Source organism: Knoellia sp. B-D-2, from assembly GCF_057714695.1.
The window spans coordinates 2,864,978-2,883,588 of the sequence record NZ_CM173189.1; the positions used below are offsets into that span (position 1 = coordinate 2,864,978).

Annotated in this window: 13 protein-coding genes; 6 read left to right on the forward strand and 7 right to left on the reverse strand. The window is 72.5% G+C overall.

The genetic code is table 11. The features are described from left to right. The first annotated feature begins 169 nt into the window (after window positions 1-169). The 3 genes from glgX to treZ are packed head-to-tail and all read left to right on the forward strand — an operon-like array spanning window position 170 to window position 6,518. Window positions 170-2,320, forward strand: coding sequence for a glycogen debranching protein GlgX (glgX, locus tag AC3EU2_RS13565; RefSeq protein ID WP_488179491.1), 2,151 nt, complete (start codon window positions 170-172; stop codon window positions 2,318-2,320). 5 nt (window positions 2,321-2,325) lie between these two features. Next, on the forward strand, window positions 2,326-4,782 hold the full coding sequence (gene treY / locus AC3EU2_RS13570) for a malto-oligosyltrehalose synthase (protein ID WP_488176822.1): 2,457 nt from the start codon (window positions 2,326-2,328) through the stop codon (window positions 4,780-4,782). After that, on the forward strand, window positions 4,779-6,518 hold the full coding sequence (gene treZ, locus AC3EU2_RS13575) for a malto-oligosyltrehalose trehalohydrolase (protein ID WP_488176823.1): 1,740 nt from the start codon (window positions 4,779-4,781) through the stop codon (window positions 6,516-6,518). Before treY ends, treZ begins: the two co-directional genes overlap by 4 nt. Before the next feature lie 131 nt (window positions 6,519-6,649). On the opposite strand, the gene AC3EU2_RS13580 is transcribed toward treZ, so the two are convergent. Together AC3EU2_RS13580 and yczR are read right to left on the reverse strand one after the other, a co-directional pair. Further along, the gene (locus AC3EU2_RS13580) at window positions 6,650-7,618 is read right to left on the reverse strand and encodes an acyl-CoA thioesterase (protein WP_488176824.1); all 969 of its coding nucleotides are present in this window, start codon (window positions 7,616-7,618) and stop codon (window positions 6,650-6,652) included. 26 nt (window positions 7,619-7,644) lie between these two features. Continuing rightward, window positions 7,645-9,120 (reverse strand): MocR-like transcription factor YczR, encoded by a 1,476-nt coding sequence (gene yczR, locus AC3EU2_RS13585; protein WP_488176825.1) that lies wholly within the window; start codon window positions 9,118-9,120, stop codon window positions 7,645-7,647. Between the two features lie 62 nt (window positions 9,121-9,182). On the opposite strand from yczR, the gene yczE reads away from it, so the two are divergent. Then, window positions 9,183-9,986: a membrane protein YczE gene (gene yczE, locus AC3EU2_RS13590; RefSeq protein ID WP_488176826.1), complete on the forward strand. Its 804-nt coding sequence runs from the start codon at window positions 9,183-9,185 to the stop codon at window positions 9,984-9,986. Here yczE and AC3EU2_RS13595 read toward each other — a convergent pair. Together AC3EU2_RS13595 and AC3EU2_RS13600 are read right to left on the reverse strand one after the other, a co-directional pair. After that, window positions 9,897-12,032 carry a RecQ family ATP-dependent DNA helicase gene (locus AC3EU2_RS13595; protein WP_488176827.1) on the reverse strand — a complete coding sequence of 712 codons (2,136 nt, stop codon included), beginning with the start codon at window positions 12,030-12,032 and terminating at the stop codon, window positions 9,897-9,899. The genes yczE and AC3EU2_RS13595 overlap by 90 nt on opposite strands. 120 nt (window positions 12,033-12,152) lie before the next feature. Further along, window positions 12,153-13,832, reverse strand: coding sequence for a long-chain-fatty-acid--CoA ligase (locus AC3EU2_RS13600; protein ID WP_488176828.1), 1,680 nt, complete (start codon window positions 13,830-13,832; stop codon window positions 12,153-12,155). Between the two features lie 139 nt (window positions 13,833-13,971). Between AC3EU2_RS13600 and AC3EU2_RS13605 the strand changes: the two genes are divergently transcribed. Further along, window positions 13,972-14,445, forward strand: a complete 474-nt coding sequence (locus tag AC3EU2_RS13605) for an acyl-CoA thioesterase (RefSeq protein WP_488176829.1) — start codon at window positions 13,972-13,974, stop codon at window positions 14,443-14,445. Beyond that, window positions 14,442-15,089: a DUF8185 domain-containing protein gene (locus AC3EU2_RS13610; RefSeq protein ID WP_488176830.1), complete on the forward strand. Its 648-nt coding sequence runs from the start codon at window positions 14,442-14,444 to the stop codon at window positions 15,087-15,089. Before AC3EU2_RS13605 ends, AC3EU2_RS13610 begins: the two co-directional genes overlap by 4 nt. A gap of 72 nt (window positions 15,090-15,161) precedes the next feature. Here AC3EU2_RS13610 and AC3EU2_RS13615 read toward each other — a convergent pair whose 3' ends face one another. From AC3EU2_RS13615 to AC3EU2_RS13625, 3 genes are all read right to left on the reverse strand, one after another. Continuing rightward, entirely contained in the window at window positions 15,162-15,437 is a 276-nt protein-coding gene (locus tag AC3EU2_RS13615; protein ID WP_488176831.1) for a hypothetical protein, read from the reverse strand. Window positions 15,438-15,675: 238 nt separating this feature from the next. Then, window positions 15,676-17,007: an HNH endonuclease signature motif containing protein gene (locus AC3EU2_RS13620; protein ID WP_488176832.1), complete on the reverse strand. Its 1,332-nt coding sequence runs from the start codon at window positions 17,005-17,007 to the stop codon at window positions 15,676-15,678. Window positions 17,008-17,150: 143 nt separating this feature from the next. After that, window positions 17,151-18,560, reverse strand: a complete 1,410-nt coding sequence (locus tag AC3EU2_RS13625; RefSeq protein ID WP_488176833.1) for an MFS transporter — start codon at window positions 18,558-18,560, stop codon at window positions 17,151-17,153. Window positions 18,561-18,611 lie beyond the last annotated feature (51 nt).

Genomic DNA, 18,611 nt, shown 5'->3' on the forward strand with positions numbered 1-18,611 from the left:
GTTCCTCGGGGTGCTCAGGGATTGGTAAGTTGGGCGACTGCGCGAACCATACCCAGCCCACCTCTCTGTGTGGCTGAGCGCGCCGCACGGGCCGCCGCCGTCCCGGGTGAGCAGCACGACCGAGCACGACGAGCACGACACACCACACGACACGACGCGGAAGGCGGCCATGGAGATCTGGCCCGGAACGGCATACCCCTTGGGTGCAACGTACGACGGCAGTGGGGTGAACTTCGCGCTGTTCAGCGAGATCGCCGAGGAGGTCGAGCTCTGCCTCATCGACGACGACGGGGTCGAGACCCGGATCGAGATGCCCGAGGTGGACCACTTCGTGTGGCACTGCTACCTCCCGGGTCTGCAGCCGGGACAGCTCTACGGCTACCGGGTGCACGGGCCGTACGAGCCCGAGGCCGGGCACCGGTGTGACCCGAGCAAGCTGCTGCTCGACCCGTACGCCAAGGCGATCGAGGGGCAGGTCTCCGACGACCAGGCGATCTTCTCGTACGACTTCATGGAGCCCTCGCGGCGCAACACCGAGGACTCGCTCGGCAAGACGATGCTCAGCGTCGTCATCAACCCGTACTTCGACTGGGGACACGACCGGCCGCCGCGCCACGAGTACCACGACACCGTCATCTACGAGGCGCACGTCAAGGGCCTGACGATGACGCACCCGGACCTGCCCGAGGAGATCCGCGGGACGTATGCCGCGCTGGGCCACCCGGTGATCATCGACCACCTCAAGGGCCTCGGCATCAACGCCATCGAGCTCATGCCGGTGCACCAGTTCGTGCAGGACACCTCGCTCCAGGCGAAGGGGCTCACGAACTACTGGGGCTACAACACCATCGGCTTCCTCGCCCCGCACAACTCCTACGCCCAGGGGCAGCAGGGCCAGCAGGTCACCGAGTTCAAGGCGATGGTCAAGGCGCTGCACGAGGCCGACATCGAGGTCATCCTCGACGTCGTCTACAACCACACCGCCGAGGGCAACGAGTTCGGCCCGACGATCTGCTTCCGCGGCATCGACAACGCGAGCTACTACCGCCTCGTCGACTCGGACAAGCAGCACTACTACGACACGACCGGCACCGGCAACAGCCTGCTCATGCGGAGCCCGCACGTCCTCCAGCTCATCATGGACTCGCTGCGCTACTGGGTCACCGAGATGCACGTCGACGGCTTCCGGTTCGACCTCGCGGCCACCCTGGCCCGCCAGTTCCACGAGGTCGACAAGCTCTCGGCCTTCTTCGACATCATCCAGCAGGACCCGGTCATCTCCCAGGTCAAGCTCATCGCCGAGCCCTGGGACGTCGGCGACGGCGGCTACCAGGTCGGCAACTTCCCGCCGCTGTGGACCGAGTGGAACGGCCAGTACCGCGACACCGTCCGCGACTTCTGGCGGGGCGTGCCGGCGACGCTGGGCGAGTTCGCCTCGCGCATCACCGGCTCGAGCGACCTCTACGAGCACAGCGGCCGCAAGCCGATCGCGTCGATCAACTTCATCACCGCCCACGACGGGTTCACCCTGCGCGACGTCGTCTCCTACGACGAGAAGCACAACGAGGCCAACGGCGAGGACGGCAACGACGGCGAGGGCCACAACCGCTCGTGGAACCACGGCGTCGAGGGGCCGACGGACGACCCGGAGATCCGCGCGGTGCGCCTGCGCCAGCTGCGGAACTTCCTCACCACCCTGCTGCTCTCGCAGGGCGTGCCGATGATCAGCCACGGTGACGAGATCGGGCGCACCCAGAACGGCAACAACAACGTCTACTGCCAGGACAACGAGCTCGCGTGGGTCGACTGGAACCTCGACGAGGACCAGCTCCAGCTGCTGGAGTTCACCAAGGCCGTCGTCAAGCTGCGCCGCACCCACCCGGTCTTCCGGCGTCGCCGCTTCTTCGCCGGCTCCGCCGACCACGGCGGGCAGTCGACGCTGGGTGACATCTACTGGCTGCAGCCCACCGGCGAGCCGATGGACGAGTTCGGCTGGGAGGGCGACACGTTGCAGGTCGCGATGTGGCTCAACGGTGGCGCCATCCACGAGCCCGACTCGCGCGGACAGATGATCACCGACGACGACTTCCTCGTCTTCTTCAACGCCGACGACGACCAGGCGTCGTTCACCATCCCCGCGACCGAGTGGGGCGAGCGCTGGGTCACCGAGATCGACACCTGCGCCGACGTCGTCGACCCGGGCTGGCACGAGGCCGGCTCCCAGGTCGTCGTGGGGGCCCGCGCCGTGGTCGTGCTGCGCGCCCCGCGGGAGAAGGTCGTCCACACGGTCGGGGCCGCCACCTCCGAGCGCCAGCTCTGATGCGTATGCCGTTCGCCCCCGTCGTCGTCCACGGTGCGCGTCGCGCCGTGCCCACCTCCACCTACCGGCTCCAGGTCCACGGTGGGTTCGGGTTCGACGCGGCGGCGGCGCAGACGGCGTACATCGCCTCGCTGGGGGTCTCGCACCTCTACCTCTCGCCGATCCTGCAGCCGGCGCCCGGCTCGACCCACGGCTACGACGTCGTGAGCCACGACGCCCTCAACGCGGAGGCGGGTGGGCGCGAGGCGTTCGACCGGCTCGTCGCGGCCGCCCACCAGGAGGGTCTCGGCATCATCGTCGACGTCGTGCCCAACCACATGACCGTGCCGGGCACGACGCACCTCAACGCCCCGCTCTGGTCGCTGCTGCGCGACGGGCGCGGGTCGGACGCGGCCTCGTGGTTCGACGTCGACTGGGACGTCGACGGGGAACGGGTGCTCATGCCCGTGCTCGGCTCGTCGCTCGACGAGGTGCTGGCGGCGGGCGAGCTGTCGGTGGCCCACGACGGGGGAGCGGACGGCACCGAGACGGTGCTGCGCTACTACGACCACGAGTACCCCGTCCGGCCCGGGACCGAGGGCCTGGGGCTCGCCGATCTCGTTGCGGCGCAGGCCTATCGGCTCACGCACTGGCGGGACGGTGCGGCGGACCTCAACTACCGGCGGTTCTTCGACGTCACGACACTGACGGCGGTCCGCGTCGAGGACCCGGCCGTGTTCGACGCGACCCACGCGCTGCTGCTGTCGCTCTTCCGTGAGGGGGCGATCGACGGCTTCCGCATCGACCACCCGGACGGCCTGGCCGACCCGGGCGGGTACCTCGCCCGGCTCGCCGACGAGACCGGGGGTGCCTGGGTCGTCGCCGAGAAGATCCTCGAGGGCGAGGAGCAGCTGCCGACGTCCTGGCGGTGCGCCGGGACGACGGGCTACGACACCCTGCTGCGGGTGCAGCAGGTGCTGACCTCGGCGTCGGGGGACGAGGTGCTCGACCAGCTGTGGTCCGAGCACGCGCCCGGCCGCGAGTCGCTCGACGACGTCGTGCTCGAGGCCAAGCAGCTCGTCGTCGCGTCGGTGCAGGCCGCCGAGGTCAACCGGCTGCTGCGCCTCGTGCACCGTTGCCACCCCGGGCTGCACCCGGCACTCGCCCGCGAGGCCCTGGGGGCGCTGCTCGTGTCGATGGACCGCTACCGCGCGTACGTCGTGCCGGGGGTGCCCGTGGACCCCGAGCAGCGGGCCGTCCTCGAGGACGCGGCCGGGCGGGCACGCGGCCTGCTGCGGGCCGCCGCGCACCCTGACCTCGACCTCGTCGTCGCGCTCGCGCTCGGCGAGGCGCCCGCGGACGCGGACCGCGCCTTCGTCGACGACTTCGTCGTGCGCTTCCAGCAGACCTGCGGCCCCGTCATGGCCAAGGGCATCGAGGACACCGCGTTCTACCGGTGGTTCCGCATGACCGGCGCCAACGAGGTGGGGGGTCACCCCTCGCACCTGGCCATCGGTGCCGACGAGTTCCACGCCTTCGCGCAGCGGCAGCTCGCCACGTGGCCGTCGACGATGACGACCCTGACGACGCACGACACCAAGCGCTCCGAGGACGTCCGGGCCCGGCTCATGACGCTTGCCGAGAGCGCGCCGGAGTGGGCCAGGTGGGTGCGAGACGCCTCCGATCTCGCTGCGGCACATCATGACCCGCTGCTCGACGACGCCACTGAGTACCTCATCTGGCAGACCGCGCTCGGCGCCTGGCCGAGCACCCCGGACCGGATCGAGGGCTACGTCCTCAAGGCCGTCCGTGAGGCCAAGGACCACACGGCCTGGGTCGACGGGAACGCCGACTACGAGGCGGCCGTCGTGCGCTTCGCCCGCGCCGTCGTGTCGGACCCCGCCGTCGTCACCCACGTCGAGACGTGGCTGTCGTTGCACGGCGCGTCGGTGCGCGCCAACGTCCTCGCCCAGAAGCTGCTCCAGCTCGTCACCGTCGGCGTCCCCGACGTCTACCAGGGGGCCGAGCTGCAGGCCCTGACCCTCGTCGACCCGGACAACCGCGGAGCCGTGGACTACGGCGCGCGCGTTGAGCGGCTGGCCCGGCTCGATGCGGGGGAGCGGGCGCGCGACCTCGACGACGAGAAGCTCCTCGTGACCGCCACCGCCCTGCGGCTCCGTCGTGCGCACCCCGAGTGGTTCGTCGGTGAGGGCTCCTCCTATACCGGTGTCGCCGTGACGTCCGACCACGCGCTGGCACTGGCCCGGGGTGACGAGCACGGCCCGCAGGTCGTCGCCGTGGTCACCCGTTCGGCCGACCGGCTCGCCGCGTCGGGTGGGTGGGGCTTGGCGCACGCCGTGCTGCCTGCAGGCGAGTGGCGAAACCTGCTGTCCGAGAACGACTCCGAGACCTTCTCGGGTCCGACACTCCTCGTCGACCTGCTCGTCGACCTTCCCGTCGCCCTGTTGGTGAGGACGCCGTGATCGAGGTCTGGGCGCCCGCGGCCGAGCAGGTCGAGATCACGCTCGGCGCCCCCGGCGAGCAGACCCGGCGCGAGCCGATGGTGCGGGACGCCCAAGGCTGGTGGCGCTGGGACGGCGACCGCACGGCATACGCCGAGCTCGACTACGCCTTCGTGCTCGACGGTGCCGAGCCGGCGCTGCCGGACCCGCGCAGCGCGTGGCAGCCGCACGGCGTCGACGGGCCCAGCCGGGTGTTCGACGCCTCCGCCCACGCGTGGGCCGACGCGGACTGGCGCGGCCCGCGCGAGGGTGCCGGCACGCTCGGCGGCGTCGTCTACGAGCTGCACGTCGGCACGTTCACTCCCGAGGGCACGTTCGACTCGGCGGTCGAGCGGCTCGCCCACCTCGTCGACCTCGGTGTGGACGTCGTCGAGATCCTGCCCGTCGCGGCGATCCCGGGACGCTGGGGCTGGGGCTACGACGGCGTCGACCTGTATGCCGTCCACGACGCCCTCGGCGGTCCGGCCGCCTTCCAGCGGTTCGTCGATGCCTGCCACGGGCTCGGCCTCGGCGTGTGCCTCGACGTCGTCTACAACCACCTCGGCCCGAGCGGCAACTACCTCGGTCGCTTCGGTCCGTACTTCACCGACGCCCACATGACCCCGTGGGGTCCGGCGGTCAACCTCGACGCTCCCGGCTCCGACGTCGTGCGCGCGTTCATCCTCGACAACGCCCTGCGCTGGCTGCGCGACTTCCACGTCGACGCCCTCCGGCTCGACGCGGTGCACGCGCTCGTCGACGAGTCCGAGCGCCACCTGCTCGTCGAGCTGTCGGACGCCGTCGCCGATCTGGCCGGTGAGCTCGGTCGCCCGCTCGACCTCATCGCCGAGAGCGACCTCAACGACACCGCCATGGTCACGCCGACGGCCGAGGGCGGGATGGGGATGACCGCGCAGTGGGCCGACGACGTGCACCACGGCCTGCACGTCGTCCTCACCGGGGAGACACAGGGCTACTACGAGGACTTCGGCGGCGGCACCCGGGCGATGCCCGACGGTGGCCCGCTCGACGTGCTCGCGAAGGTCCTCACGCGAGGCTTCCTGCACGACGGGTCGTGGTCGAGCTTCCGCGGTCACGAGTGGGGTCGGCCGGTCGACGTCGACACCCTCGACGGCCGGCGCCTCGTGACCTACCTCCAGACCCACGACCAGGTCGGCAACCGTGCGACCGGCGACCGGATCAGCGCGGCGGTCACACCCGGTCGCGCCGCCATCGGGGCCGCGCTCTACCTGCTCGGCCCGGGCACGCCGATGATCTTCATGGGCGAGGAGTGGGCGGCGTCCTCACCGTGGCAGTTCTTCACCGACTTCACCGACGAGAGCATGGCCGAGGCCGTCCGCGCCGGCCGCCGAGCCGAGTTCGGGTCGCACGGGTGGGCCGACGCGGTGCCTGACCCGCAGGCGCGCTCGACCCGTGACGCGAGCGTGCTGCGCTGGGACGACCTGAGCGCGGAGCCGCACGCCTCGCTGCTCGCGTGGTACCGCCGGCTCATCGCCCTGCGCCGGGAGGTCATCGGGACCAGCGAGACGAGGTTCGCCGACGTCACCTGCCACATCGAGGACGACGGCGACCGCTTCGTCATGACCCACCGCGGCCTCACCGTGACCGCCGACCTCGCCCACGACACGGTCACCGTCACCGTCACCGTCACCGTCACCGGGCACTCGCCCCGGACACCACCCCTGTCCTACCCCTGACCGGCACCCCCGACTTATTGCGCGTTCCGCCCCCACGCGCACGACTGATGGCGCATTGCGTCCGAGCGGAATGCGCAATCAGTCGCCTTCCGGGGAACGGAATGCGCAATAAGTCGGGAAGGGCCGGGGGGTCAGGTGGGGTTTTGGGGGCGGACGCGGAGCATGCCCTCCTGGGCGACGGTGGCGACCATGGTGCCGTCGGCGGTGAACATCCGGCCGATGCCGAGCCCCCGTCCGCCCTGGGCCGACGGGGACTCCTGTGCGTAGAGCACCCACTCGTCGGCGCGGGCCGGGCGGTGGAACCACATCGCGTGGTCGAGCGAGGCGACGTTGAGCGTGCCGTCCATCCACTGGCGACCGTGCCGGCGCAGCACCGGCTCGAGGAGCGCGTAGTCGGACGCGTACGCGAGGACGGCGCTGTGCAGCAGCGGGTCGTCCGGGAGCTCGCCGATCGCCCGCAGCCAGACGCTCTGGTGGGCGACCTCCTCGGGACCCGGGGCCACGAAGAGGTTGCCCTCGACGTGACGCTGCTCGATGGCCCGGCCCTCGGCGAGGTGCTTCGCGCCGGGGTGGTCGATGCCGCCGAAGACGTCGCTGAGCGACTTCAGCCCCTCGGGCAGCGGTACCTCCGGCATCGGGTCCTGGTGGTCGAGCCCGTCGGCGGGCTCCTGGAAGGAGCAGCTCATCGACAGGATGGGCTTGCCGTTCTGCAGGGCGTGGGCGCGCCGGGTCGAGAAAGAGCGTCCGTCACGCATCTTCTCGACGGCGAAGTGGATCGGCTGGGTGTCGTCGCCCGGGCGCATGAAGTAGGCGTGCAGCGAGTGCAGCGGCCGGGGCGAGTCGGTGCTCACGGTGCGCCCGCAGGCGATGACGCCCTGCGCGAGGACCTGCCCACCGAAGACCCGACCGTGCGGCATCTTCTGGCTCTGGCCGAGGAAGAGCGTCATGTCCTCGCCGAACGACGTCGGGACCGGGGTGCCCGCGTCCCGGCCGGCGGCGGCGTTGCGCGCGGTCGTGATGCTGACCTCCGCTGTGCCCACCTCGTCGAGGTCGAGCACGTCGAGCAGATGGGACAGGGCCGGCTGGGGGGCGTCGCTCACAGCGTCACCCTAACGACGACGGCGGCTCAGGCCACCAAGGGACCACGGGGGTGGGCCGGCCGTCCGCGGGCGTGCCGCGCAGCACCCGCCGACCCCGCCGATCCCGCCGCCACGCGCTCGAGCGCGCGGGCCAGCCGCTCGACCGCCTCGACGAGCTCCGCCGGGGGCAGCACGTAGGGGAGGCGGATCCACCGGTCGAGCCCGCCCGCCGCCGCGAAGCGCGGACCGCTCGCCACGAGGAGGCCCTCGTCCTCGGCGGCGAGGGTCACCTCGGTCGCGACGGGGTCGGGCAGCTCGACCCAGAGCGAGAGGCCACCGTGCGGCAGCACGAAGCGCAGCTCGGGCAGCCGGGAACGCAGCGCCGCGGCGAGGCTGTCCCGGGCCTCGACGAGCCCGCGTCGCCGCTCGTCGGTGATGCCCGGGGTGTCGCGCATGAGGTGCAGCAGCACGAGCTGGTCGATGACGGGCGCCCCGATGTCGAAGGGGACGCGCGCGGCGACGAGGGACTCGTGCAGGCGCCGGGGTGCGCGGATCCACCCGATCCGCAGGCCGCCCCAGTGCGACTTCGAGGCGCTCCCGACCGAGATCGTGTCGGTGTGGTGCGCGCCGAACGGCAACGGCATCGGGCCCTCGTGGTCCAGCCCCATCTCGGCCACCGTCTCGTCGACGACCGCCGTGATGCGCGCCCGCCCCAGTGCGGCTGCGACAGAGGCGCGCTCGTCGTCGGACATGAGGTTGCCGGTGGGGTTGTGGAAGTCCGGCAGGAGGATCGCCGCTTGCGCCCCCGAGGCGCGGATCGTCGCGGTCATCGTCGGCACGTCCCAGCCGGTGGGCTCGACGGGCACAGCGGCGATCCTGGCCCGCAGCTGGGTCAGGGTGGGAAAGATGTTGGGGTAGGTCGGGGTCTCGAGGACGACGGTGTCGCCGGGGGAGAGCAGGGCCCGCGCGGCGATGGCCGTGCCGACGACGGCCCCGGTCGTGATGATCACCTCGTCGGCGGTCGTGGGCAGCCCTCGCTCGGTGTAGCGCGCGGCGACGACCTCGCGCAGCTCGGGCACCCCCGACAGGAGGTAGCCGCTGCCGCAGAGGTACCCCGGCGAGGCCGCGATCGCCGCCTCGGCCGCCTGGGTCATTCCGGCCGGGGCCCGCAGCGCGGCGCAGGTGAGGTCGATGGTCCCTGCAGGGACGTCCGGCGAGAGGTGGAGCCCGGTGTCGCGGCGGACCACCCCCGTCGGCAGGCTCGCCACGCTGCCCGAGCCACGGCGCGAGGTGAGGTAGCCGCGGTCGCGCAGCACGGCATACGCGCTGCTCACCGTGGTCCGGCTCAGACCCAGGGCCGCGGTGAGGTCGCGCTCGCTGGGCAGGCGGGTGCCGACGGTGATGCGTCCGTCGGCGATGAGGAGGCGGAGCGAGTCCGCGACGACCTGGTATGCCGGGTGCTCGCCTGTCGTGGGACCGACGAGGTCCGCGACGCGGGCGGCGGAGAGGACGGGAGCAGCCATGGGGCCACTGTCCCACAAGTGGCCATGGATGAGGAGGCCACTTGTGGACCATGATGGGGCCCATGAGCCCGATCCAGACCCTGCGCGCCGGTGCGACCCGCCGCGTCGACCTGCTGCCGATGACGCCGATGGAGCAGCTGCGCGCCGGACACACGGTGCGCCGCATCTCCCAGCTCCTCGTCGGGCTGTGGCTCTACGGCACCGCGATGGCGATGTTCATCCGGGCCGAGCTGGGCCTGGACCCGTGGGACGTCTTCCACTACGGCGTGCAGCAGCACCTCGGCTGGAGCTTCGGGACCGTCGTCATCGTCGTGGGCGCGCTCGTCCTGCTCCTGTGGATCCCGCTGCGGCAGTGGCCGGGGCTCGGGACCGTGGCCAACGTCTTCGTCATCGGCATCGCCACCGACGTCATGCTCGGCGTCCTCGAGACTCCCGACGCGTTGTGGCTGCGCTGGGTGCTCCTGCTCGGCGGGATCGTCGTCAACGGCATCGGCGGGGCGATGTACATCGGCAGCCAGTACGGCCCCGGACCCCGCGACGGGCTGATGACCGGGGTGTCCCGGCGCACCGGGCTCTCGATCCGACTCGTCCGCACCAGCCTCGAGGTGACCGTGCTGGTCGTCGGCTGGTTGCTCGGCGGCGTCGTGGGCTTCGGGACGGTGCTCTACGCGGTCCTCATCGGGCCGGCGGTCCAGGCGTTCCTGCCGATGCTCACCGTGCGGGTCACGCCGCCGTCGCGGCTCGGCCACGGGCTCGGCCGCGGCACCCCGGACGACTCAGCCGTCGACGGCGAGGGCGAAGGGCAGGACCCCGTCGACCCCCGCGCGGCGCAGCTCGCGACCCGCGACGGTGAGCGTCCAGCGTGAGCTGACGAGGTCGTCGACGAGCAGTACCGGACCGGTCACGTCGGCCAGCGTCGCCGCCAGTCCGGGTCCGACGACGAGCCGCTCCCACACCCCGGCGAGCCGGAAGGCGCTGTTGCCGCCGGGCTGGCCGGTCGGGCCGCCGTGCTCGAGGTCGAGCGTGCCGAGGAGCGGCAGCCGCCCGATCTCGGCGAGCCCGTGGGCGAGCGACTGGACCAGCTGCGGGTGGCTGCGCGAGGGCATGGCCACGATGCCGGCCGGCCGCTGCGACCAGCCCCACCCCGCGAGCACGCCGACACAGGCGCGCAGCAGCTCGGGGGTGGCCGGGGCGTCCTCGCGCAGGACGTCACGCAGGCGCTGGCCCCAGCCGAGGTCGCTCATCCGGGCCAGGGCACGACCCGACGAGAGGGCCTCGCCCGCCGGGATCTTGCCCTTGACCGGGACACCGAGCCGGTCCATCCCGGTCGGCCACTGGGCCCGGGGGTCGAGGTCGACCCCGACCCGCGCCAGGCGCTCGCGGGCCGCGCCGACGACCCGGTCGGGCACGTCGGTGGCGAACCACTGGCCGGCGCAGGAGTCGCAGCGCCCGCACGGGACCGCGGTGTCGTCGTCGAGGGTGCGCTGGAGGAAGGCCATGCGGCACTCGGTCGTGGTCTCGTAGTCGAGCATGAGCTGCCGCTCGTCGCTGCGGCTCTGCGCCACCCGCGCGTAGCGGTCGGCGTCGTAGGTCCACGGCTGGCCGGTGCCGGTCCAGCCGCCCTGGACCCGGGTCACGGCCCCGTCGACGTCGAGCACCTTGAGGAGCAGCTCGAGCCGGGTGCGGCGCACGTCGACGACGGTCTCGATCGCGGCGGTCGACAGGGGACGCCCGGACTCGGCGAGCGCACGCAGGACCGCGTCGGCCTGCTCCTGCCGGGGCATCGACACCGACGCGAAGTAGTTCCAGATGTCCTTGTCCTCGGGACCGGGCAGGAGGAGTACGTCGGCGCGCTCGGTGGCACGCCCCGCGCGGCCGACCTGCTGGTAGTACGCCACCGGTGACGACGGGGCGCCGAGGTGCACGACGAAGCCGAGGTCCGGCTTGTCGAAGCCCATCCCCAGCGCGGACGTCGCGACGAGGGCCTTGACCTCGTTGTCGCGCAGCGAGCCCTCGAGGCGTTCACGGTCGGCGGGGTCGGTGCGCCCGGTGTAGGACGCGACGCGGTGCCCGGCCTCGGACAGGGCGCCGGCGACCTCCTCGGCCGCCGCGACGGTGAGCGTGTAGACGATGCCGCTGCCCGGGAGCTCGTCGAGGTGGGCCAGCAGCCAGCCGAGGCGCTGCTCGGGTGACATCGAGCCGAGCACCCCGAGCCGGAGGGAGTCGCGTGCCAGCCCGCCGCGCACGGTGAGGACCTCGTCGTGCCCGTCCACCCCGCCCTGCGTGGTGACGCTCAGCTGCTCGACGACGTCGGTGACGACCCGGGCGTTGGCGGTCGCCGTCGTGGCGAGCACGGGCACGTCGGCCGGCAGGCCCGCGAGGAGGTCGCGGATCCGGCGGTAGTCGGGCCGGAAGTCGTGCCCCCAGTCGGAGACGCAGTGGGCCTCGTCGACGACGAGGAGCCCGCACCGCCGGGCCAGGTCGGGCAGCTGCTCCTCGCGGAAGCCCGGGTTGTTGAGCCGCTCGGGGCTCACGAGCAGCACGTCCACCGAGTCCGAGGCGAGGGCCTGTCGCACCTCGTCCCAGTCCTGGGCGTTGGCGGAGTTCATCGTCACGGCGCGGATCCCGGCCCGCGAGGCGGCGGCGATCTGGTCGCGCATGAGGGCGAGCAGCGGCGAGATGATCACCGTCGGCCCGGCCCCCTGGGCGCGGCGCAGGGCGGTGGCCACGAAGTAGACGGCCGACTTGCCCCACCCGGTGCGCTGGACGACGAGCACCCGGGACCGGTCGGCGACCAGCGCCGTGATCGCGTCGAGCTGCCCGTCGCGGAAGTCGACGTCGTCACGCCCCACCAACCGGCGCAGGGCGGCGGTCGCGTCGGTGGCAAGGGTGGTGGTCTCGGCAGCGCTCATCATGGTCACCCCACCGTAGGCGGGCTTCCCGACAACGCCGACCACGCCGGCCACGCCGACCTCACCCGACCGCCCCCGAACGGTGACCGGGGCATCCGTCGCGAGCGGACGGCATACGGGTCAGGTCTGGTCGGCGAGCAGCTGGTTGCGGACCTGGCGGCGCAGGACCTTGCCGATCTGCGAGCGCGGCAGCTCGTCCACCACGACGATCCGCCGTGGCACCTTGTAGGCGGTGAGCTCGGACCGGCAGAACTCGCGGGCCGCGTCGGTGTCGAAGTCGGCCCCAGAGGTCGTGACCACGGCGACGACCTCCTCGCTGCCGTCGTCGCGGGGCAGGCCGACGACCGCCGCGTCCGTCACCCCCGGGTAGTCCTTGAGCGCTGCCTCGACCTCCGAGGGCATGACGTTGAAGCCGCCGGTGATGATGAGCTCCTTGATGCGATCGACGATGGAGACGAAGCCGTCCGCGTCGACCTCCACGATGTCACCGGTGCGCAGCCACCCGCCCTCGAGCAGGGTCTCGGCCGTCTCGTCGGGCTTGCCCCAGTAGCCGCCGAAGACCTGCGGTCCACGCAGGAGCAGCTCGCCGCGCTCGCCGGGCTCCCGGTCGTTCGTGGGGCGCGCCGGGTCCACCACGCGGATCTCGGTGTTGGGGAAGGGGACCCCGACGGCGCCGGGTCGGCGGGTGAGGCCGATCGGGTTGCCGATGGCAACCGGTGAGGTCTCGGTCATGCCGTAGCCCTCGACGAGGAGGCCGCCGGTGGTGGACTCCCACAGCTCCAGGGTCTGCGTCGTGAGCGGCATCGCCCCCGAGATGGCGAAGCGGATCGAGGACAGGTCGACTCCGCGCTCCTGCGCCGTCCGAGCGAGCCGCTCGTAGATCGGCGGGACCGCCGGCAGGAAGGTCGGTGGGTGCTTCTTCGCCGCCGCGAGCACGAGGTCGACGTCGAACTTCGGGAAGAGGACGAGCCGGGCGCCGATGCTCATGGCGAACGTCAGGCACAGGGTGAGCCCATAGGCGTGGAACATCGGCAGCACCGCGTAGACGACCTCGTCCCCGTCGACGAGGCCGGGCACCCACGCCCGACCCTGGGCCGCGTTGGCGCCGAGGTTGAGGTGCGTGAGCATGGCGCCCTTGGGGGTGCCGGTCGTGCCGCTGGTGTACTGGATGACCGCGAGGTCGCCGACCACCGGACGGGGGTGGCTCTCGTCGAGGGGATCGTGCGCCAGCAGCCGCGTCCACGGGATGGCTCCCGGGGCAGCGCCGGTCATCGCCGCGCGTGCCGTCCGGGCCTTGCTCACGGGGAGCCGGAGCGCCAGGCGCTTGGTCAGGGGCATCGACGCGGTGATGTCCACGGCGACGACGCGCTCGACCCCGGGCAGCCCCTGCACGAGGGGTGCCACCTTGTCCCACACCACCGCCACGGTCGCCCCGTGGTCCTCGAACTGGTGGGCGAGCTCGGACCTCGTGTAGAGCGGGTTGTGCTCGACGACGATGGCGCCGAGCCGGAGCACCGCGTAGAAGGCGACGATGTGCTCGGGGCAGTTGGGGAGCACCAGGCCCACCCGGTCGCCCGGACCGACACCGAGACGGCGCAGTCCCTCGGCCGCGCGGGCGACCCTCCGCCCGAGCTCGGTGTAGGTGACCTCGGCGCCGAAGAACTCCAGGGCCACCCGGTCGCCGAAGGTGGCCACCGCGCTGTCGAGGAGGTCGACGAGTGATCCCTCGGGGAGCTCGATGTCCGCAGCCACACCCTCCGCGTAGTGCCGGAGCCACGGGCGCCCCACGTCTGTCGGCATCACCCACCACCTTTCCCTCGGCCCCAGCGTATGGCCCGCCGCGCAACGGTCCTGTGCGGGGTTACACGGGGTGCCGCGGGGTCCGTGGTGCCCGCTGCACGCATCGTCGGCGACCCCACGGGGCTGCCAGACTGTCCCCATGCCCCAGCCCGACCCCACCCCCGAGGCCCCCCGGCCCTACCGGACCGAGGTGCCGCTGCGCTGGTCCGACATGGACGCCTACGGCCACGTCAACAACGTCCAGTACCTCCGCCTTCTCGAGGACGCTCGCGTCATCGGCTTCCGTGAGTGGTTCGGTGCCGACAAGTCGCTCCTCGACGGTGGCGTGGTCGTCTCGCGCCACGAGATCGAGTACCTCGCCCCCCTCACCTACCGCCCCGAGCCGATCGAGGTCGACATGTGGGTGACCCGCACGAGCGGCGCCGGCTTCACCCTCGGCTACGTCGTGCGGGACCCGGAGTCGTTGGGGGAGGCCGTCTACGCGCTCGCCGAGACGGGGCTCGTCCTCTACGACTTCAGGACCGCGGGTCCGCGCCGGATCACCGAGGACGAGCGCTCGATCCTCCAGCGCCACGTCGGCGGCCCGGTCGCGTTCCGCTGGTCACGCCGGTGAGCACGATCGCCCCGTCACGCCTCGTCCTCACCGATGCGGAGTCCCTCCTCGACCTCGGACGGTATGCCGCCCGCGCCCGAGCGCTCGACGCCGACGGTGCCGTGCGGCTCCAGGCCGTCGGGTCGGTCCTCGCCGCGTGGGTCGGGGTGCTCCCGGGAACCGGGCTGCTCGGGACCGGGACCACCCTCGGGCTGCGCACCTCCGCCCTGGCCGAGCCGGCCCAGCTCGACGTCCTCGTCCCCCTGGCGGCCGTGACCGACCGGGTCGCGCGTGAGGGGGAGCCGGCGGTGCTGCCCGTGCCGCCCATGAGGGTCAACGCCGCGTGGGCCGCGGTCTCTCCGCCCCGGGGTGGATGGCAGCCCATCGGGTCGGTCACCTCGGAGGCGTTGCAGCGCAGCGCGTCCGAGGGCATCGCCGAGGTCACGGGCGGGGCGCCCGACGGGTCCGGAGCGGTCGCTGTGGCGTCGTTGCGCGCGCAGGTGTGGCGTCGTCCGATCACCGACGCGCCGGGGGTGCCGGCGGCACTGGCCTTCGCGGCATACGCCCTGGGGTTCCTGACGCCGGGAACCGAGGCAACCATGGCGACGAGCGGTCCGTGGACGCGACTCACCACACCGGCGGGCCACGCGCTCACCCGCCGCTGAGCGCTGGCGAAGAGCGGGCGAGCCGTCGACCCGGACCCTTCCTGAGCCGACCGACGTCGGCAGGAGCCGCGGTCAGTCGACCAGGAGGCCGATGAGGTAGGACGCGACGTTCAGCCCGACGAACCCGAGGGCGACGACGGCGCCGAGGATGGCGGGCACCATGCCGTCGCTTCGACCGAGGCGACGCGCCCTCAGGCCCTGCTGCAGGGCCAGTGCTCCGGGGACCACCATGATTCCCAGCGCAGGAAGGGCAACCAGCAGGAGGGTCCACACGCCGGGATCGCCCTCACCGTCGCTCAGCAGGCTGAAGGGCCCTTCGCCCACGAGGAAGGCGAGGACGACGGACACGGGAACAGGGCGAGCGACCACCACGCGCGGCGGTAGGCGCGGTCGGCGCCCCTGCCGGGGGTCCCTGAGGTGGCGGTCCTGTCGCCCCGAGGGGTGAGGTGTGACGTGGTGATGGCTGGACCTCCTTCGGGCACCTCCACTCTGCGCGCGCTCACGGAGAGTCGGCAGGGACGTTGGTCACCGCTCCCCGCGCAGCCCGATGACCCTGACGTCGCGTGGGTCAGGGTCCGGGGCGGGGTCATCGTCGATGCCGGACGGCGTCGACGCCCGCTGCCCGACCGAGTCCGGAGTTGAGCCGGGCCAGCGCGTGGTCATATGCGCCGCGGGTGCGGTCCCAGACGATCTGTTCTCGTCCGTGGGGGTCGCGGTCGAGCCACCCGTGGAAGCGTTGGGTGTGGACGGTCGTGTGGTGTCGTTGGCAGAGCAGCGCGGCGTTGGTGATGTCGGTGGCTCCGCCGTCGGCCCAGTGGATGAGGTGGTGGGCGTCGCACCAGGAGGCTGGGGCGTCGCACCCCGGATAGGTGCAGTGCCGGTCACGCAGCCAGAGCCGCTTGATCTGCGCCGGGGTGAACCACCGCTCGGCTCGACCGAGGTCGACGACCTCCCCGCGGCTGCCCAGGACCGTCGGGATGATCGTCGCGTCGCAGACCCAGCGTCGGACGGTCTCAGGGGTGGCCAGCTCGCCGGTGGTCAGTCCGCCCAGCAGGGTCGCGCTCCCGGCCCGCCGCTGCAGGTCCTCGAGGGAGATGGTGACGAACACCTGGGCCTTCGTCGAGGACCACGTGCGATCGCCGGCGGCCTGCGCGCGGCCGATGAGCGCGAGGAGGGCCTCGGCGCGGCGCTGGTCGTGCGGACGCAGGTCGGGCTCGCCGTCGACGGGCGCGGGCGCCGACAAAGGCCCGATCGCGGCCTCCAGGGTGGCGCGGCCCTCACGGGAGATCCGCAGGAGGTACTCGAACAGTCCCGGCGCCACCTCTCGACCGGCCGAGAGCGACTGGCCGCGGCGGGCACGGTCCTCGCTGTCGTCGAAGTCGCCGTCGAGGCCGTGGGTGGCGAGGAGGTGCTCGCGCAGCTGTCGGACCGTGCGGGCGTCGTGACGTTCGCCGAGGGTCATCAAGCCCTCCCACACGCTGTCGACGGCCTCGGGGCGCAGGTGCGGCTTGAGGAGCCGCATCTCGTTGATGGCGACCCGGGCGGTGCCGATGCTGACCCGCCCGGACACCACGGCGTCACGCAGGATGGAGTGGCGGGGGTCGCGGCACGCCTGTGCGACGGCGGCGACACGGGACGCGCCGGCGACGGCATACCGACGGTGGTGGGCCGCGACCCAGTCCCGGGTCGTCAGGGGCGGGCTCGCGTTCGCGGGTTCACCGCGCTCGACCGCCTCGACGGTGATGGCGACCTCGGCGCCCTCGCCGACGGCGGCGAGCTCGCCCAGCGCCTCCATCCCCTCGGCCAGCTCCGCACCGGTGGCCTGCCAGGCCACGCTCGGCATGGCGGCCGCCGCCTCGCGAGCAGCGTGCAGGCGCCGCAGGCACTCTGCGTAGCTCAGCTCTGCTGCGGTGGTCATGAGAGGACTCTAGGGGCGACCACAGACAGCCACCGGAGTAGCAGAACCGCTGTGCCCCAACGTTTCCAGCGTCACCTTCCAACCGCAGCGTCCGCAAGGATGGTCGGACGTGCCGCCATCTTTGCGGACGCAAGGGAGGCTCGTCAGGTGCGGATGCGACGCCCGGCGAGGACGACGAGGGTGGCGACGCAGGCCGTCCCCAGCCACATCGTCACGAAGACCGGCACGTCCTCACCGGCGCGCGTGTGCAGCGCCGCGAACACGGCACCCGTCCCGGCGATGCCGATGACCGAGCCGAGCACGTCGGACAGCTGGAGCGACGACGACGCGGACCCGTGGTCGGCGGGCGCGGTGAGCGAGAGGGCGAGCACCGAGAGGCTGGCGGTTCCAAGTCCCATCCCGAGCCCGGCGACCGCGAGGGCGGCGGCGGTCAGCCACGGCCACCAGCCGAGCTGGGTGATCGCGACGACGCCGAGCAGGCCGAGCGCCAACGAGGCGCCGCCGAGGCTGACGAGCCGGTCCCGCGAGCCGGCGAACCGGTCGCGACCCTGGATCCACGACCCCAGGGACCAGCCGATCGAGCCGACGGCGAGCACGGTCCCCGCCCCGGCCAGGGAGAAGCCGCGCTCACCGGTGAGCATGAGTGGGACGTAGGTGATCGTCCCGAAGAAGGCGCAGGGGAGGAAGAAGCGGCTCAGCATCACCGAGGGCAGGCCGCGGCGCATCGAGAAGGTGCCACGGGGGAGCAGGAGCGGCGCGCAGACGGCCATGCCGAGCAGGCCCAGCAGGCCGGCGACCGTCCGCGGCGACCACGACATCTCGAGCTCGTGGGTACCCCACTGCATGACCCCGGCGGAGACGGCGATGCCGAGCCCCAACCACGCCGCGCGGACGTGGGAGCGGTGGTCCCGACCCGACGCCTCGACGACGGCGTCGGCCGCGTGGATCTGTCCGCGACGCGCGATGACGACGACGAGCGCGACGACGACCGGCGCGATGACGACCCAGAAGACCCAGCGCCACGACCACGTGCTCGTCACCCATCCCGCGATGACCGGCCCGAGCAGGGCGGGCAACACCCATGCGGCGCTGATGACGCTGAAGACCTTGGGGCGCAGGGCTGCCGGATAGGCCCGCCCGACGACGACGAACCCGGCGACGAAGGTGAGCCCGGCGCCGAGGCCCGCGACCGCGCGCCCGAGCAGGAACGGTGCGAATTCCGTCGACGCCCCGCAGATGCCGCACCCGACGGCGAAGAGCACCTGCCCGGTGAGCAGCGACGGCAGCGATCCCGACCGGTCGCACCACACCCCGGCGAGCACGATCCCGAGCAGCTGGAGCGTCAGCATCACCGAGAAGGCGAGCCCGTAGGAGCGCACCGCGTCGAGCTCGACGGCGACCTCGGGCATCGCGGTCGAGACCGCCATGGACTCGAAGGCGATGACGGTGATGAGCGCGACGATCGCGAGGGTCAGCGCCGCGAACTCCGGCCCGAACAGGCGCACCCGGTCGCGCGTCTCCACCCCGACCGCTGCCGCACCCCGATCACTCACCCGGTCACGCTACGCGATACCGCGCGCCCCGCTGGAGGGCGGCGCCGCCCT

Bases quoted from the DNA above. Each gene is read 5' to 3' on its own strand.
- glgX (WP_488179491.1), top strand. From the start codon at position 170: ATGGAGATCTGGCCCGGAACGGCATACCCCTTGGGTGCAACGTACGAC.
- treY (WP_488176822.1), top strand. From the start codon at position 2,326: ATGCCGTTCGCCCCCGTCGTCGTCCACGGTGCGCGTCGCGCCGTGCCC.
- yczR (WP_488176825.1), bottom strand. From the start codon at position 9,120: ATGGCTGCTCCCGTCCTCTCCGCCGCCCGCGTCGCGGACCTCGTCGGT.
- yczE (WP_488176826.1), top strand. From the start codon at position 9,183: ATGAGCCCGATCCAGACCCTGCGCGCCGGTGCGACCCGCCGCGTCGAC.
- AC3EU2_RS13595 (WP_488176827.1), bottom strand. From the start codon at position 12,032: ATGAGCGCTGCCGAGACCACCACCCTTGCCACCGACGCGACCGCCGCC.
- AC3EU2_RS13600 (WP_488176828.1), bottom strand. From the start codon at position 13,832: ATGCCGACAGACGTGGGGCGCCCGTGGCTCCGGCACTACGCGGAGGGT.
- AC3EU2_RS13605 (WP_488176829.1), top strand. From the start codon at position 13,972: ATGCCCCAGCCCGACCCCACCCCCGAGGCCCCCCGGCCCTACCGGACC.
- AC3EU2_RS13620 (WP_488176832.1), bottom strand. From the start codon at position 17,007: ATGACCACCGCAGCAGAGCTGAGCTACGCAGAGTGCCTGCGGCGCCTG.